The organism is Amycolatopsis sp. QT-25 (assembly GCF_029369745.1).
Taxonomy (GTDB): Bacteria; Actinomycetota; Actinomycetes; order Mycobacteriales; family Pseudonocardiaceae; genus Amycolatopsis.
The window spans coordinates 428,659-443,445 of sequence record NZ_CP120210.1 but is presented as its reverse complement, the minus strand read 5'-3'; the positions used below and the strand labels follow the sequence as shown (position 1 = coordinate 443,445).

19 protein-coding genes are annotated in these 14,787 nt (G+C 68.9%); 7 read left to right on the top strand and 12 right to left on the bottom strand.

The window, feature by feature from the left end:
• The 3 genes from P3102_RS02225 to P3102_RS02215 are packed head-to-tail and all read left to right on the top strand — an operon-like array spanning position 1 to position 2,167.
• Complete coding sequence (locus P3102_RS02225) at positions 1–660, top strand: VTT domain-containing protein (RefSeq protein ID WP_276366113.1); 660 nt, start codon at positions 1–3, stop codon at positions 658–660.
• A complete protein-coding gene (gene purU, locus P3102_RS02220) occupies positions 638–1,522 on the top strand; it encodes a formyltetrahydrofolate deformylase (protein WP_276366111.1) in 885 nt (294 codons plus the stop codon). Before P3102_RS02225 ends, purU begins: the two co-directional genes overlap by 23 nt.
• Before the next feature lie 15 nt (positions 1,523–1,537).
• Positions 1,538–2,167 carry a pyridoxamine 5'-phosphate oxidase family protein gene (locus P3102_RS02215; RefSeq protein WP_276366110.1) on the top strand — a complete coding sequence of 210 codons (630 nt, stop codon included), beginning with the start codon at positions 1,538–1,540 and terminating at the stop codon, positions 2,165–2,167.
• A gap of 78 nt (positions 2,168–2,245) precedes the next feature.
• On the opposite strand, the gene P3102_RS02210 is transcribed toward P3102_RS02215, so the two are convergent.
• From P3102_RS02210 to P3102_RS02200, 3 genes are all read right to left on the bottom strand, one after another.
• The gene (locus P3102_RS02210; protein ID WP_276366108.1) at positions 2,246–3,244 is read right to left on the bottom strand and encodes an NADP-dependent oxidoreductase; all 999 of its coding nucleotides are present in this window, start codon (positions 3,242–3,244) and stop codon (positions 2,246–2,248) included.
• A gap of 105 nt (positions 3,245–3,349) precedes the next feature.
• The gene (locus P3102_RS02205) at positions 3,350–3,784 is read right to left on the bottom strand and encodes an SRPBCC family protein (protein WP_276366107.1); all 435 of its coding nucleotides are present in this window, start codon (positions 3,782–3,784) and stop codon (positions 3,350–3,352) included.
• Between the two features lie 151 nt (positions 3,785–3,935).
• Positions 3,936–4,856 (bottom strand): ABC transporter substrate-binding protein, encoded by a 921-nt coding sequence (locus tag P3102_RS02200; protein ID WP_276366105.1) that lies wholly within the window; start codon positions 4,854–4,856, stop codon positions 3,936–3,938.
• A gap of 149 nt (positions 4,857–5,005) precedes the next feature.
• Here P3102_RS02200 and P3102_RS02195 point away from each other — a divergent pair, with 149 nt between their 5' ends.
• Positions 5,006–5,689 (top strand): ABC transporter permease, encoded by a 684-nt coding sequence (locus P3102_RS02195; RefSeq protein WP_276371589.1) that lies wholly within the window; start codon positions 5,006–5,008, stop codon positions 5,687–5,689.
• Positions 5,686–6,402: an ABC transporter permease subunit gene (locus P3102_RS02190; RefSeq protein ID WP_276366104.1), complete on the top strand. Its 717-nt coding sequence runs from the start codon at positions 5,686–5,688 to the stop codon at positions 6,400–6,402. The genes P3102_RS02195 and P3102_RS02190 overlap by 4 nt, the downstream gene beginning before the upstream one ends.
• Here the strand turns inward: P3102_RS02190 and P3102_RS02185 are convergent.
• From P3102_RS02185 to P3102_RS02165, 5 genes are all read right to left on the bottom strand, one after another.
• A complete protein-coding gene (locus tag P3102_RS02185; protein ID WP_276366103.1) occupies positions 6,341–7,795 on the bottom strand; it encodes an aromatic amino acid lyase in 1,455 nt (484 codons plus the stop codon). The two genes, P3102_RS02190 and P3102_RS02185, sit on opposite strands and share 62 nt — an antisense overlap.
• Complete coding sequence (locus P3102_RS02180) at positions 7,792–8,346, bottom strand: YbaK/EbsC family protein (protein ID WP_276366101.1); 555 nt, start codon at positions 8,344–8,346, stop codon at positions 7,792–7,794. The genes P3102_RS02185 and P3102_RS02180 overlap by 4 nt, the downstream gene beginning before the upstream one ends.
• Positions 8,347–8,530: 184 nt before the next feature.
• Positions 8,531–8,824, bottom strand: coding sequence for a DUF2516 family protein (locus P3102_RS02175; protein WP_007030838.1), 294 nt, complete (start codon positions 8,822–8,824; stop codon positions 8,531–8,533).
• Positions 8,825–8,909: 85 nt separating this feature from the next.
• The gene (locus P3102_RS02170) at positions 8,910–9,593 is read right to left on the bottom strand and encodes a hypothetical protein (protein WP_276366099.1); all 684 of its coding nucleotides are present in this window, start codon (positions 9,591–9,593) and stop codon (positions 8,910–8,912) included.
• On the bottom strand, positions 9,590–10,033 hold the full coding sequence (locus tag P3102_RS02165) for a helix-turn-helix transcriptional regulator (RefSeq protein ID WP_276366097.1): 444 nt from the start codon (positions 10,031–10,033) through the stop codon (positions 9,590–9,592). Before P3102_RS02165 ends, P3102_RS02170 begins: the two co-directional genes overlap by 4 nt.
• A gap of 108 nt (positions 10,034–10,141) precedes the next feature.
• Between P3102_RS02165 and P3102_RS02160 the strand changes: the two genes are divergently transcribed.
• On the top strand, positions 10,142–11,272 hold the full coding sequence (locus P3102_RS02160) for a methyltransferase domain-containing protein (protein WP_276366096.1): 1,131 nt from the start codon (positions 10,142–10,144) through the stop codon (positions 11,270–11,272).
• Here the strand turns inward: P3102_RS02160 and P3102_RS02155 are convergent.
• The 3 genes from P3102_RS02155 to P3102_RS02145 are packed head-to-tail and all read right to left on the bottom strand — an operon-like array spanning position 11,237 to position 12,672.
• Positions 11,237–11,893, bottom strand: coding sequence for an AAA family ATPase (locus P3102_RS02155; protein WP_276366094.1), 657 nt, complete (start codon positions 11,891–11,893; stop codon positions 11,237–11,239). The genes P3102_RS02160 and P3102_RS02155 overlap by 36 nt on opposite strands.
• 2 nt (positions 11,894–11,895) lie before the next feature.
• Positions 11,896–12,270 (bottom strand): zf-TFIIB domain-containing protein, encoded by a 375-nt coding sequence (locus P3102_RS02150; protein WP_276366093.1) that lies wholly within the window; start codon positions 12,268–12,270, stop codon positions 11,896–11,898.
• A 33-nt stretch (positions 12,271–12,303) separates the two neighbouring features.
• A complete protein-coding gene (locus P3102_RS02145; RefSeq protein ID WP_276366090.1) occupies positions 12,304–12,672 on the bottom strand; it encodes a VOC family protein in 369 nt (122 codons plus the stop codon).
• Positions 12,673–12,764: 92 nt separating this feature from the next.
• Between P3102_RS02145 and P3102_RS02140 the strand changes: the two genes are divergently transcribed.
• Positions 12,765–13,232 (top strand): CGNR zinc finger domain-containing protein, encoded by a 468-nt coding sequence (locus tag P3102_RS02140; RefSeq protein WP_276366089.1) that lies wholly within the window; start codon positions 12,765–12,767, stop codon positions 13,230–13,232.
• A gap of 254 nt (positions 13,233–13,486) precedes the next feature.
• Here the strand turns inward: P3102_RS02140 and P3102_RS02135 are convergent, their stop codons facing one another.
• Entirely contained in the window at positions 13,487–14,785 is a 1,299-nt protein-coding gene (locus P3102_RS02135) for a DUF445 family protein (protein ID WP_276366087.1), read from the bottom strand.
• Between the last annotated feature and the right edge of the window lie 2 nt (positions 14,786–14,787).

Here is a 14,787-nt window from a genome sequence, read left to right as displayed (position 1 = left end):
GTGGAACTGCTGGAGTACGTCACCGGGCTGCTCGAGGGCACGCTGGGATCGCCCTGGCTGTGGGTGATCGTGTTCCTCGTGTCCGGGTTGGACGCGCTCCTGCCGTTCATGCCGAGCGAGACCACCGTCGTCACCGTCGCCGTCCTGATCGGCACGGACCTCCCCCAGCTGGCGCTGCTCGCGCTGGTCGCCGCGCTCGGGGCCTGGCTGGGCGACTGCCTCGGCTACACCGTCGGCGCGGCCGCGGGCCCGCGAGCGCTCTCCCGCCTGCAACGCGGTCCGGACGGGATCCGGCGCTACGAATGGGCGAAGATCCAGGTGCGGCGCAACGCCGTCCTGCTGATCCTCGCCGCCCGTTATCTGCCCGGTGGCCGGGTCGCGAGCGGGCTCGCCAACGGCAGTCTCGGCTATCCGCCGGGCAAGTTCGTCCCGCTCGACGCCCTCGGCACGAGTATCTGGGCGGTGTACAGCGTCCTCATCGGTCTTGTGGGCGGAGCGGCCTTCGCGGACGAGCCGGAGAAGGGCCTTCTGCTGTCCTTCGCGCTCGGCCTGCTGCTGGTCGCGGCGATCGAGATCGGGCGGCGGGTCCGGGTGCGCATCCTGACCCGGCGCCGCGCGGCGGCCGGGACCAGCGACAATGGTGTGCGTGTCGAACCCTGAACGTCGCCATGTGATCTCCTTCGGCTGCCCCGACCGCACGGGCATCATCGCCCGGATCTCGGGTTTCCTCGCCGAACACGGCGGTTGGATCGTCGAAGCGGCGTACCACACGGATCCGGACACCGGCTGGTTCTTCACCCGCCAGGTCGTCCGCGCCGACTCGCTCCCGTTCGACGCCACCGAACTTCGTGTCCGCTTCGCCGAGGTCGCGAAGTCGCTTTCGGCCGAGTCCAGCTGGCAGATCAGCGACACCGGCGAGCGCCGCCGCGTCGTGATCCTCGTCTCCAAGGCCGGACACTGCCTCTACGACCTCCTCGGCCGGGTCGCTGCCGGGGAACTGGACGTCGACGTCGCCGCCGTCATCGGCAACCACGCGTCGCTGGGTGACATCACCCGCGCCCACGGCATCCCGTTCCATCACGTCCCGTTCCCCGCCGGCGACGCTTCCGCCAAGGCGTCCGCCTTCGCCGCGGTGCGGGAACTGGTCGACGAACACGACCCGCACGCCGTCGTCCTCGCGCGGTTCATGCAGGTCCTGCCCGCGGAACTGTGCGAGGCGTGGGCCGGGCGGGTGCTCAACATCCACCACAGCTTCCTGCCGTCGTTCGTCGGCGCACGGCCGTACCACCAGGCCCACGCGCGCGGGGTGAAGCTCATCGGCGCGACCTGCCATTACGTCACCGCCGACCTCGACGCGGGCCCCATCGTCGACCAGGACGTCATCCGCGTCGACCACGGCGACTCGGTCGAGGACCTGGTGCGCAAGGGCCGCGACATCGAGAAGGTGACGCTGGCGCGCGGGCTGCGGTGGCATCTCGAGGGCCGCGTGCTGGTGCACGGGAACCGGACTGTCGTCTTCTAGTGGTTCACTGTGGTCATGGGGACCTCAGAGATCAAAGTGATCGAGACGCACGAAGCGCTGCGTGAGCACCTCGGCCACCCGACGGAGCGGACGAAGGAGAAGGTCCTTCCCTTCCTCGACCCGCACGCGCGCACCCTGATCGAGCACTCACCGTTCTACCTGCTGGCGACGGCGTCGGCCGACGGGACCTGTGACGTCTCCCCGCGCGGCGACCCGGCCGGTTCCGTGAAGGTGCTCGACGGCAAGACGCTGGTGCTGGCCGACCGGCCGGGCAACAAGCTGCTCGACAGCCAGACCAACATCCTCGAGAACCCGCACGCCGGACTGCTGTTCCTGGTGCCGGGAATGAACGAGACGCTGCGGATCAACGGCCGCGCGAAACTGATCGCGGACGCGCCGTTCTTCGACGACCTCGTGATCAAGGGGAAGCGGCCCGCGCTGGCGATCCTGCTCGAGGTCGAAGAGCTGTACCTGCACTGCGCCAAGGCTTTCCTGCGGTCCTCGTTGTGGAAGCCGGAGACCTGGCCGAAGCGGTCCGAGCTGCCGACCGCCGGTCAGATCTTCCGCGACCAGATGAAGCTGGACATGGCGGCGGAGACGCTGGACGCCGCGCTGACCGAAGGCGCTCTCACGACGCAGTACTGAGCCCCCGCGCGTGCAATGAAGGGGCCTTTCCTTGCAAATTTTGCGAGGAAAGGCCCCTTCATTGCACGGCGGAGCGGGTCAGACGCGGACCAGCATCTTGCCGGTGTTCGCCCCGCCCAGCAGGTCAAGGAACGCCTGCGGCGCGTTGCGGATACCGTCCACAATGGTCTCCGAGTACTTGAGCTCACCGGAGGCGACCAGCGGCGCGACCTCCTTCACGAACTGCGGCTGGAGCGCGTAGTGGTCGCCGACCAGCATGCCGCGCATGGTGAACCGCTTCGCGATGATCGACGCGAGGTTGCGCGGCGCGGCGGCCGGTTCGGTGTTGTTGTAGACCGAGATCATCCCGCAGATCGCCATCCGGCCGTGCAGGTTGATCGAGTCGATGGCCGCTTCGAGATGTTCGCCGCCGACGTTGTCGAAGTACACGTCGATGCCTTCGGGCGCCGCCGCGCGCAGCTGCTCGGCGACCGGGGCGTCCTTGTAGTTGAACGCCGCGTCGAAGCCCAGCTCGTCGGTCAGCCACTTGACCTTCTCGTCGGTGCCCGCGCTGCCGATGACCCGCTTCGCGCCCTTCAGCTTCGCCAGCTGGCCGACGACGGAACCGACCGCGCCCGCCGCGCCGGACACGAAGACGGTGTCGCCCTCCTTGAACTCCGCGACGTCGAGCAGTCCGGCGTACGCGGTGAGCCCGGTCATGCCGAGAACGCCGAGGTAGGCGGTGATCGGCGCGGCCTCGGGGTCGACCTTCACCGCGTGCTTCGCCGCGACGACGGCGTGGGAGCGCCAACCGAGGCCGTGCAGCACGATGTCGCCCGGCTGGAAGTCGTCCACGGTGGACTCGAGCACTTCACCGACGGCACCGCCGTGCATGACCTTGCCGACCTCGTACGGCTCGGCATAGGACTTCGCACTGCTCATCCGGCCGCGCATGTACGGATCCACGCTCAGCACCTGGTTGCGGACCAGGATCTCCCCCTCGCCCGGGGTCGGGATCCCGACGTCGGCGATCTCGAAGTTCTCGAGCGCCGGGACACCGTGCGGACGGGAGGCGAGCCGGATCTCGGTTGCGTTCACGGGGTGACTCCAAGTCTGTTGCGAAACCTCAAGCGGGGCGATCGCCCCGTATGCACGACGGGTACAACGAGCCAACCGGGGCGACCATTCCGATTGTGGCGAGCGCTACACGACCTCGGCGAGTTTGCCGAGCACTCCCTCGTAGATCCGCTTGAGCCCGCCGGGCGCGAAGGTCTTCTCGAAGAAGCCGCCGATGCCACCCGCGCCGTCCCAGGTCGTCTGGATGCGGACGAGGCTGCCCGCCGGTACCTCGCGGACGGTCCAGGTGGTGACCATGCTGGAGTTCGCGTCGGTTTCGACGAGGGTGCCTTCGGACGGCTCGGTCACCGTCGCGGCGACGTCACGCACACGCTTCGACGTCGCCTGGAGCTTCCAGCGCGCCTTCGTGCCCGCGCCGACACCGCCTTCGGTGACCTCGTAGTCGCGGTAGTGCTCCGTCAGCAGCTTCGGCCGGGTTTCGGTGTAGTCCGCGACGAGCGCCCTGACCTTGTCCGCCGACGCCTCGATGGTGCGCTCCGCGACGGCCGTGACCTTTCCCATCCCACTCCCTTTCACCCGTGTTGCAAGACAGCGTCCACGATTCCACCGGTGCCCGCGACCGGAGCGGGCGCCCCTCCCGCAGCTGCAATGAAGGGACCTTTCCTCGCAAATTTTGCGAGGAAAGGCCCCTTCATCTCACGTGCGAAGAGCCTCAGATGAGCGACTTTTCCTGCAGCCACTCCTTCGCGACGTCGCCCGGCTTCTCGCCGTCGGCGTCGACGCGCTTGTTCAGCTCACGCAGTTGCACGGTGTCGAGGGCCTTGCTCACGGCGTTGACGGCGGCCGTGAAGTCGGCGCCGCGCTCGTCGAGGACCTTCTTGTTCACCGCGGGCACGACGTTCTCGGTCGGCACGATGGCGAGGTCGTCCTCCAGCGCCACGAACTGCGGGTCGCCGACGAGCGGGCTCACCGAGTCGACGGGGATGACGGTGACCTTGCCGGACCGCAGCTGCTCGACACGCGGGCCCGCCTCCTGCACGGTCTGGAAGGTGGCCTTCAGCTTGTAGACGTCGGTGAAGCCCTTGAAGCAGGGGAGCCGCTCCGCGCACTCGGGCGCGCCGGCGACGACGACGTTGTCGACCTTGGACAGATCGCTGATCTTCGCCAGCCCCTTCTCCTTGGCGAGATCGGCCTTCACGATGTAGGTGTTCTTGTTCTCCGCCGGCGACTGCTCCAGCAGGGCGATGCCGTCGGGCTCGAACAGCTTCTTGAGCTGCTCGTGTTCGCCCTGCGCGTCCTTCGCGGCTTCCTTGCCGAATCCGGTGCTGATGGCGGCACCCTGATACTCCGGGACGAACTGGAGCTCACCGGACTTCAGCGCCGGGTAGATCAGCTCGCGCGAACCGAGGTTCAGCTTGCGGGTGATCGGGTAGCCCTTGGCCTCCAGCGCGTTCGCGTACAGCTCGGCGAGGATCACGCTGTCGGTGAAGTTGAAGGAGGCGACCACGATCGGCGCCCCGCCCTTGCCCTGCGCGGCCGGGGCCGCCGCGTCGTCGCCACCCCCACAGGCGGTCATACCGAGGACGGCGGCGGCGAGCACCGCGCCCACTCGAACATTCCGTGTCCAGCGCACGTGCACACTCCTATGACTCGTTCAGAGGAATGGACAGTATCTCCGGGTCACGACAGAATCCACATTTTGAGAGGTGCGCCCCGTGCGCTCCCGCAGAACGGAATCCGGTGCCCCGATCGGGGTAAGGTCGGCCGGTGCGAGCCTCCTCCGTGTTCCCCGTCCCCGCCCAGGGCGGACGGCCGCTCTTCGAATGGCGGTGGGTGGACCGCCATCTCGACGAGATCTTCGAGCGGCTCGGCGAGCACATCACGTTGACCGCGGCGGCGCTCGCCATCGGGCTGGTGGTGTCGATCGGTGTTTCCGTGATTTCGCTGCGTCGCCGGTGGTTCTACGTGTTCGCGTTGAGCGTGGCGGGGTCGTTGTACGTCATTCCCAGTCTCGGCGCCTTCGCCGTACTGGTGCCCTTCACCGGGCTGACCTCCTTCACCACCGCGGTCATCCCCTTGGCGACGTACACGTTGCTGATCCTCATCCGCAACATCGTCACCGGTGTCGAGCAAGTGCCCAAGGAAGTCCGGGAAGCCGCAATAGGCATGGGTTTCACGCGTTCGCGGCTGCTGTGGCAGGTCGAACTGCCGCTCGCGCTGCCGGTGGTGATCGCGGGACTGCGGGTCGCGGCGGTGACCACGATCGGGCTGGTGACGGTGACTTCCATGCTCGGCAAGGGCGGGCTCGGGTACTTCATCCGTAACGGGATCCAAACCACGACACCGAACCCGACGTCGATCATCGTCGGTGTCGGGCTTTCCGTGGTACTGGCCGTGGTGGTGGATCTGCTGTTGTGGCTCGGTGGGCGCGCGTTGGCGCCGTGGTCGCGGAAGGCGGCGCGATGAGCATCCTCGACCAGGCCGTCGAGTGGCTGGGCGAACCGAATCGCTGGAGCTGGACCGATCCGGCGGGTGTGCCGTACCGGACGGTCGAGCATCTCCAGTTCTCCTTGGTGGCACTGGCGATTTCGGCCGTGCTGACGATCCCGCCCGCGTTGTGGCTGGCGCATCACCGCCGCGCGCAGTTCCTCGCGACGAGCGCGGTGAACATCGGCCGCGCGATTCCCAGCTTCGGGCTGGTGATCCTGTTCTGGTTCCTGGCTTCCCGGCTGGAGGTCGACACGACGTTCTGGCCGCTGATGCTCGCGCTGGTGGCCTTGGCGCTGCCGCCGTTGTTCACGAACACCTACGCGGGCGTCTTGCAGCTGGAGCAGGAAACCGTCGACGCCGCCCGCGGAACCGGTCACCGCGAGTGGCAGATCATGCTGCGCCTGGAGTTGCCGCTCGCGTCACCGGTCATCCTCGCGGGTGCCCGCGTCGCGTTCCTGCAACTGGTGGCGACCGTGGCGATCGGCGCGATCGTCAATGACGGCGGCGGGCTCGGACGGTACATTGTGGACGGTTTCGCCCTCGGTGATCCCGGCCACGGCGAGATTCTGGCGGGCGGCATCGCGGTCGTCATCCTGGCTTTGGTGTGCGAGGGCGTTTTCGCGCTCGTCACCCGCTGGGTGACTCCGCGCGGGCTGGCGATCCAGTCGCGCGCGGACGCCCGGACCTGAGCACCGAAACCAAAGCCGTCACCTCCGGCCCCAATGACCGGTCCACCTCCACCGGCGGCACCAGTTCCCGCAGCCACTCATAGGTCGCGCGCAGCCCGGGCGCTCCCTCCCCGTCGGCCAGCCACCGCGCCTGCGAACCCGTGATCAGCTCACAGGCCGTGATGGCGAACATCCGCGCGCAAGCGTCGCGGAGCTGATTCCCCGCCGCCCAGGCGAACGCCTGCACATCTTCTTGGCCGGCGGAGGTGTCGACAGAACCCAACGTCGCGGGCGTGGCCAGCCGCCGCAGCGCGTGCAGTTCCCCCACGGCGCGTTTGTGCAACGGGACCAGCCCCGCCTGCGGCCCAGGATCCATCGCGAGCTGCGCGGGCAGGCCACTGAACCGCTCGTCGAGCAACCGGTGCGTCCGCTGCGCGCTGACTTCGCCGAGATGCACCAGCGCAGCCGTCACCGCGTCCATCCGCAGCCCGAGTTCGACGGCGTGGAACCCCGTGGTGGACACGAACTCGCCGTCCAGGAACACCGGTGAATCGGTCGGCGCCGAGCGTCCGAGCACCTCGTCCAGTTCCCCCGCGACCCGCGTCAGATGGGCGATCCCGCGCGGGGCGACCCGTACGGACACGGGTCCTTGCACGACCTCGCCCCGTTCGAGGGCACCGTGGATCAGTCCGCCCACCTCGAGAAGGACCGAGCGGAGCACCCGGTCGTCTCCCGCGAGTGAGGGGCGATAGATCGCTTGCGGCGCGCCGAGGACGTCGATCGCGATCGCGGCCGCCAGCGTCTGCGCGTCGATGAGCCGCCGGACCTCGGTGAGCGCGAAGGCCGCGAGCGTCTCGGCCAGTGGCGAGCCCTGGATGAGGGTCGCGCCTTCCTTGGGACCCGGTTCGTACGGCCTCGCCAGCACCTCCGACGCGGGCGTCTCGACACCGTCCATCAGCACGGTCCCGACGCCGAGAAAGGTCTGGAAGGCGTGCGCCAGCGGGATGATCTCACCGGCACTGCCCAGGCCGGTCCTCGGCACGGCGGGCGTGAACCCCTCGTTCAGCCGGTCGACGAGGAACGTCACCAGCTCCGGGCTCGCGCCCGCCTCGGGCGCGAGCAGATCTCGCAGGCGCACCAGCAGAAGCCACCGCACTTCCCCTGCCGAGAGCCACGGCGGGCCGCCGACGGCCCGGCCGATCAGCAGGTTCCGCTGGTGCGCGCTCGACGCGGGCGAAGCGACTCCCGCGAGCCGCCCCATCCCGGTGTTCACGCCGTAGACGGGGCGGTCGCACAGCGCCGCGAGAACGCGAGCGCGGTTCTCACCGAGGCCGGCGAGCACCGCGAGGTCGATTTCGAGGAAGTCGGCCTCGAACGCCGAAGCCAGCGAGAAGTTCTTGGTGGACAGTCTCACTCGACGGGACGCGCGAGACCGTCGATCACTTCGGCACCGGGCAGGGACGCGAGGGTCGAGCCCGAGATCAGCAGCTTGCCACCGCGGATACCGCTGCCGACGACCAGCTCGGGTTCGTCCGCGACGCGCTGGTCGATCAGGATCGGCCAGCCCTCCGGCAGGCCGACCGGCGTGATGCCGCCGTACTCCATGCCGGTGAGCGAGACGGCCTCGTCCATCGGGGCGAAGGAGGCCTTGCGGACGTCGAGGCGGCGCTTGACGGCGCCGTTCACGTCGGCGCGGGTGGTCGCGAGGATCATCGCGGCGGCGAAGCGGACTTCGCCGGCGCGTTTGCCGGCGACGACGACACAGTTCGCGGACGCGGAGAGCGGTGAGCCGTACGCCTCGCAGAAGGCGGCGGTGTCGGCGAGCTCGGCGTCGATCTCGACGACGCCGGCGGCGTCCGGATCGGGAAGGGCGGCGAGTGCCTTGGCGACGGGCTCGGCGAGCAGGTCCGGGCGGGAGAGGGCGGGGACGACGGTGAGGGTTCCGGCGATGGTCCAGTCAGTCACAGGCCCACCCTAATATCCGTCGGTGGGCCCGCGTCCGCGATCGATGTCGGCAGCGCACTGCTTGTGAACACGTGACGAGGGGCGATCAGGGCGCCTGCCACCGCGATGGCGGGGCCTTCGGCCGGGCGGGTTCACGCGTTCGGTGAACTTTCCGAGTACGTCTCGGCTCCGCCGACCGGCTCGATCACCAGTTGCGGCCGCCGCGCTGGACCTCGATGAGCTTGGGACGAACGTCCACGAGGTAGACCAGGACCGCGACCAGCGCGGGCAGCCACAGGATCATGCCGCCGCCGTAGAACTGGAAGAAGGTCAGCACCACGGTGGCCCCGCCGGTGATGAGCATCCAGATGGGCTTGGTCTTGCGATCGGCGGCGGAATACGCGTCCGCGCGCTGCAGCAGCGCATGCACGAAAGCGAACAGCCCCGTCAGTGCGCCGCCCCAGTGAATGGCGATGAGGATCCAGGTGGCAACGAACACGAAGTCAGCTTACGTCAAACCGGGCGGACGGCCCGGCCCCTGGCACCGAAGGCGGTGTCAGGGGGCCGGGAGTCCACGCGGACCGTTACTTCTCGGTGGTCTTCGGCGCGGTGGCCTGCTTCTTGGCGGCCGGGCCGGTGGTGGCGGTGCTGCGGCGCGCGGGGGCCGTCGTCTTCGGCGCGGTCTTGTCGGCGACCTTGCGCGAAGCCGAACGCGTCTCGTGCGCCAGGTCGTCACCGATCTCCTCGGCCTCACCGGCGATGTCGATCGCGGCGTCGGAGACCTTGCGGGCGGCCTTCTCGCCGACCGAGCGGGTGCCCTTGGTGACCTTGCCGAGCACGGTGTCGATGCGCTCACGGGCTTCGCTGGTGGCGTCCTCGACACGGTCCTGCGCGGTGCTCAGGGCCTCCTCGAGCTGCTCGATGGCCTTCTTGACCTGCGGCTGCGTGGCGATCTTGTCCCACGCCTGCTCACCGGACGCGGCCAGCTTGCCGTACAGCTTCAGCGCGGCCTCGGTGTACTCGTCGATGACCTTGCGCAGCTCCGCCGGGTCCAGCTTCTCGCGAAGACCCTCGACGTCGTGCGGCAGCTCTTCGATGTTCTTGCGAGCGACCTCGCCGCTCTCGAAGACGCGTTCCTTGGCCTTCGACACGGCGCCGACGACGGCCTGGCCCGCCAGGTTGCCGGCACCGAGGGCGGCCAGCAGCGGGGTGCGGACCTGGTCGAGGGCGGTGTGCTTGCGGTCGGTCTTGTTCGTGGCCGTGGTCATGCTGACTCCTTGGATTCGGCGGCTTGCTCTGGGGTGGCCGGCGCCGGCTTCGCGGCGGCGTTCTCGCGGCGGAACGATTCGTAGACGTCGAGCAGGACCTGCTTCTGCCGTTCGGTCAGCTCGAGGTCGGCGCGGATCGCGTCGCCGACCGGGCCGCCCGTGGGCAGATCGAGGATTCCCGCTTGCACGTAGAGCGCCTCGGCCGAGATTCGCAGGCCTTTGGCGATCTGCTGCAGGATCTCCGCGCTGGGTTTGCGGACCCCGCGCTCGATCTGGCTCAGGTACGGATTGGACACGCCGGCGAGTTTCGACAGCTGCCGCAAGGAGATCTTCGCGTTGCTGCGCTGCTGGCGGATGTACTCGCCGATGTCGGAAGCGAGGTCCGCGACCTTCTCCATCGGCCCGCCCGATGCGGGCTGGTCCCGGTTGGTGTCTGACATCGGCCACCTCCTCGCGACGTCTTCCACGCTACGCCGAGGTGCTAGCTATTGCAAGCACTGTGCTTGCAACCATCGGGTGTGGTGGTGCTCACCCGCTACCGTGGAGGGATGTCGAACGCGACGCGGCTGCGGCGGCGCCTCGTCGAGCGTCTGCTCGCCGAGGGCGTGCTCCACGACGCGCATTGGCTGTCCGCGTTCCGCGCCGTGCCGAGACACGTCTTCCTGCCCCGGTTCTTCGTCCCGGCGGCCAACGGCTGGGCCGCGATGGAGCACGGCGACGAGGGGTGGCTGCGCCGCGTCTACTCCTCCGACGTGCTGGTCGTCCAGCTCGACGACGACTCCAGCCTCTGGGAACGGGCGCGCTATCTCGGCGCGCAGCCGGGAACGCCGACGAGTTCGTCCAGCCAGCCGTCGATCATGGCGATCATGCTCGAAGAGCTCCGGGTCGCCGACGGGCATCGCGTCCTCGAAATCGGCACGGGCACCGGCTACAACACCGCCCTGCTGTGCCATCGGCTCGGTTCCGGGCTGGTGTACACGGTGGACATCGACCCGGAGCTCGTCGACGCCGCGCGCCGGCGGCTCGCGGAGATCGGGTTCGCGCCCTCGTGCGCCGCGGCCGACGGTGCCGCGGGTTTTCCGGCGGGCGTGCTTTACGACCGGGTGCTGTGCACGTGCTCGGTGTCGTCCATCCCGCCCGCGTGGCTGGAGCAGACGTTGCCCGGCGGACTGATCGTCACCACGCTGAACCGGCCGATCGGCGGCGGGCTCGTCCGGATCGTCGCGGGCGAAGGCGCGACGGGACACGGGCGGGTGCTCGCCCGCGACGGCCGTTTCATGCCGCTGCGCGCGCACCGCTTCAAGCCGTCGAAGGCGCTCGAAGGCGACGTCACTTGGCGGCCCACCCGGCTGCCGACGCGAGTGATCACCGAAGTGCGCAGCCGCTTCGAGTTCTTCGCCGGGCTGCAGCTTCCCGGCGTGACGGCCGTGCGGGAAGGCCAGAGCATCACCCTGCTCCACCCGGACGGCTCGTGGATGCGACATCGGCAGAGGGGCAACGAGTTCGAAGTGGCCGAAGGCGGCCCGCGGCGACTGTGGGAGATCGTCGAAAGCGCGCACGAGGAATGGCGCGAACTCGGCGAGCCCGGACGGGACCGGTTCGGGCTCAGTCTCTACGGCGAGGACCAGGTGATCTGGCTGGATTCACCCGAGGGCCGCGCTTGGCCGTTGCGTCACTGAGAGCAGGCCGCGCACCCACTTCTCGACGTGGTCGACGGCGTCGTCCACCGGGAGGCGAGTGGTGTCGAACAGCTCGACCGGCGGATCCATCGAGGGTGCTTCCGCTTGCAGCCACTCGTTGAACTCCAGCATCTCCTCGACCCGCTCCTCGTCCCACTCGCGCCAGGCGGGCCGCGCGAGCAAGCGCTTGCGCAGCGCGGCGGGCTCGCTGACGAGTGCCAGGTAGTGGATGTCGGAGAAGAAGACGCGCTCGGGCAGCCGCTCGAACTCGGGCGGCGCGACGGTGCCGCAGAGCACGACCGGCCGTCCGTTCTGGTGCAGCATCGCCGCCATCCGCAGCCAGGTCGAGCGGAACGCCGGATGGCCGGGGACGTCGTCGCGCAGCGCCCCGGTCCACAGCACGTCCTGCTCGACCACGAGCGCGAGATCGCCGAGCCGTTCCGCCAGGCGCGGCCCGACCGTCGACTTGCCCGCCCCGCTCGGCCCGGTCAGCGCGAACAGCGGAAGCCGCCGGAACGGCCACCGGTGCGCGCACACCGCGCACACCAGCAGCCCGCTCTCGACTCGTGGCCGTTCGGCGCGATCACCGCAGGCCGGGCAGATCTTGAGATCGAGGACCACGGTCAGTCGAAGAGACCCTCGAGGAAGCCGCCCTTACGACGCTTGTGGCCGTACCCGTGCGGCGAGTCCGCGTAGCCGCCGCGGTGTCCCCTCGGCGAGTCCGCGTATCCACCGCGGTACCCCTTCGGCGAGTCCGCGTACCCACCGCGATGCGGGCGCGGGGAGTCCGGACGGCCGTAGTGCGGCGCCGGCGCGTGGCCACCTCCCTGATACGGCGGAGGGGGCTGATGCCCGCCGTAGTACGAGTTCTCGGCACCGGCGATGGCCTCCAGCTCGCCCCTGTCCAGGAAGATGCCGCGGCATCCCTGGCACTGGTCGATGTGGACACCGTTCTTGTCGACGGTCTTCATGGCGTTCTGGCACTTCGGACAAATCACGTATCAGAGATTACGCATTTTTCGGGTCCGCGGTCAGCAGGCGCACAGACAAAACGGGTGTCCGACCGGATCCGCGTACACCCGGAAGGTCTCCGGAGAGTCGTCGAGCAGCTTCGCGCCGATCTTCAGCGCGCGCTCGTGCGCGGCTTCCACGTCGGTGACGTCGAGGTCGACGTGTGCCTGCTGCGGGTTCTCCGCGGACGGCCACTCCGGCGGCCGGTAGTCCGGCACCCGCTGGAAGGAGAGCCGCGCGCCGCCCTCCGGATTCCGCAATGTCACCCAATGGCCGTCCTCGGCGACTTCGGCGGGCTCCCAGCCGAGCAGCTCGCGGTAGAACTCCGCCAGCGCGACCGGGTCCGGGCAGTCGAGGGCCACCGCGCCGAAGGTCGGTACCGCACCCATGGTTCAGCCTCCAGAATGATCGAATAACCAGTGAACTGAGTATGCGGGTTATCGGAGCCGATGACAACCGGTCCCGCCGTACACTGGGCGAGGTGAACACCGACGCGTCCCTGGTGGTCGAGTTCCTGAACACGCTGAACGTCGAACGCGGCACGGACCTCCTGGACGATCCGGAATCCTGGCAACGCTGGGCGAGGGATCACCGGCTGCGAGCGAATTCCCCCGCGGCCGCACGCGAAACTCGGGACGCGCTGCGCGCCGCGATCGGCGACCCGAGACTGGCCCGGCCCGGCCTGCGCGCGCCGGCGGAGATCGTCCTCGGCCCGGAAGGCCCTCTCCTCGTCGCGGAAACGGTCACCGAAGCCGTGCTGGCGGCGTCGATCCGGCTGGCCGTGCTCGGCGAATGGATCCGGCTCAAGATCTGCCCGGCCGACGACTGCCTGTGGGCGTTCTACGACGAATCACGCAACCGGTCGAGGACGTGGTGCTCGATGCGGGCCTGCGGGAACCGGGAGAAGGCGCGGGCCTGGCGGGCCCGGACGGCGGACGTCTCCACCTGAACCACTTGCGCAATTGGTCACCTACTTGCGGGGGCATGTGAGTTACGGCCACCCACCGGAACTCGTGTGCCGCCGCGCACCCTGAGACCACAATCTCTGGGGTCACCCACCCCCGAGTTACCCCCAGGGGTTGTGCACACCGTTAGGCCAAAGACGTGAAAAGCTGTGGATAACCCTGGGGATGACTCCACTTCCTGTGGACAACTCGCGGTAAGGGCTCCAGAGTGTGGTATAGGTGCCGCCGCTCGAAAAACTCAGAAGAGCAGTTGCGCGACCGCGTAGATGACGAGGCCGGCGAGCGCGCCGACCACCGTGCCGTTGATCCGGATGAACTGCAGATCGCGCCCCACCTGGAGTTCGATCTTGCGCGAAGTCTCCTCGGCGTCCCAGCGTTCCACGGTGTCGGTGATGATCGTGGTGATCTCCTGCGAGTAGTGGGTGACCAGGTAGGCCGCCGCACCCTCCACCCAGGTGTCCACCTTCGACCGGATGTGATCGTCGGAGACCAGCCGCCCGCCGAGGGCTTCGAGGCCGGTGCGCACGCGGCGCCGCAGCTCGCTCGACGGGTCCTCGGCGGCGTTGAGCAGCATCTCCTTCGCCGTCGCCCACGCCGAGCCGATCAGCTTCTGCACCTCGCCGTGCCCCAGCATCTGGGATTTGACCTGTTCGGCGCGCGCCATCACTTCGGGGTTGGTCTGCAGATCGAGGGCGAACTCGCCGAGGAACTTGTCCAGCGCCAGCCGCATGGGGTGGTTGACGTCGGTCTTCACCGCCCAGACGAAGGACAGCACCTCGCCGTAGACCTTGTCCGCCAGCATCTCGTCGACGAACTTCGGCGACCAGCTCGGCGCCCGGTCCGAGACCACGCGCAACATCGTCGAGTGGTTGTCCCGCACCCACTCGTAGCCGCGGTCGCACATCAGGTCCACCAGCTTGTGATGCGCCCCGTCGGCGAACACGCCTTCGAGGATCTTGCCGAGCGGCGGACCCCACGGCCTGTCCACGATCCGCTTGACCACGGCCTGCTCCATGATCGCCTGGACGTCTTCGTCGCGGAGCACCTTGACCGCGGCCCGCACCACGGTGGCCAGTTCGGACGTCACCCGCTCCGCGTTGGCGGGCTGCGAGAGCCAGCCGCCGAGTCGCTTCGAGACCTCGACCCGGCTCAGCTTCTCGCGGATCACGGACTCGGAGAGGAAGTTCGAGCCGACGAAGTCGCCGAGACTGGAGCCCAGCGCGTCCTTCTTGTTCGGGATGATCGCGGTGTGCGGGATCTTGATCCGCAGCGGATACCGGAACAGCGCCGTCACCGCGAACCAGTCGGCGAGCGCGCCGACCATCCCGGCTTCGGCGGCCGCGCGGACGTAGCCGACCCACCCCGGCCAGCCCGCGGCCTCGGCCCAGCTGGTCAGCAGGAAGATCACCGTCGCGCCGAGCAGGAACGACAGTGCGACCATCTTCATCTTGCGCAGGCCGCGGCGCTTCTCCTCCTCGGCTGCGGTTCCACCGGGCGGATCGGCTGGGGTCACCTTGGCGGGCGTCAGTTGCTCCACAC

Excerpts from the sequence above, each read along its gene's own strand:
- purU (WP_276366111.1), top strand. The coding sequence starts at position 638 with ATGGTGTGCGTGTCGAACCCTGAACGTCGCCATGTGATCTCCTTCGGC.
- P3102_RS02215 (WP_276366110.1), top strand. The coding sequence starts at position 1,538 with ATGGGGACCTCAGAGATCAAAGTGATCGAGACGCACGAAGCGCTGCGT.
- P3102_RS02205 (WP_276366107.1), bottom strand. The coding sequence starts at position 3,784 with ATGGGAAAGGTCACGGCCGTCGCGGAGCGCACCATCGAGGCGTCGGCG.
- P3102_RS02190 (WP_276366104.1), top strand. The coding sequence starts at position 5,686 with ATGAGCATCCTCGACCAGGCCGTCGAGTGGCTGGGCGAACCGAATCGC.
- P3102_RS02170 (WP_276366099.1), bottom strand. The coding sequence starts at position 9,593 with ATGACCACGGCCACGAACAAGACCGACCGCAAGCACACCGCCCTCGAC.
- P3102_RS02165 (WP_276366097.1), bottom strand. The coding sequence starts at position 10,033 with ATGTCAGACACCAACCGGGACCAGCCCGCATCGGGCGGGCCGATGGAG.
- P3102_RS02160 (WP_276366096.1), top strand. The coding sequence starts at position 10,142 with ATGTCGAACGCGACGCGGCTGCGGCGGCGCCTCGTCGAGCGTCTGCTC.
- P3102_RS02145 (WP_276366090.1), bottom strand. The coding sequence starts at position 12,672 with ATGGGTGCGGTACCGACCTTCGGCGCGGTGGCCCTCGACTGCCCGGAC.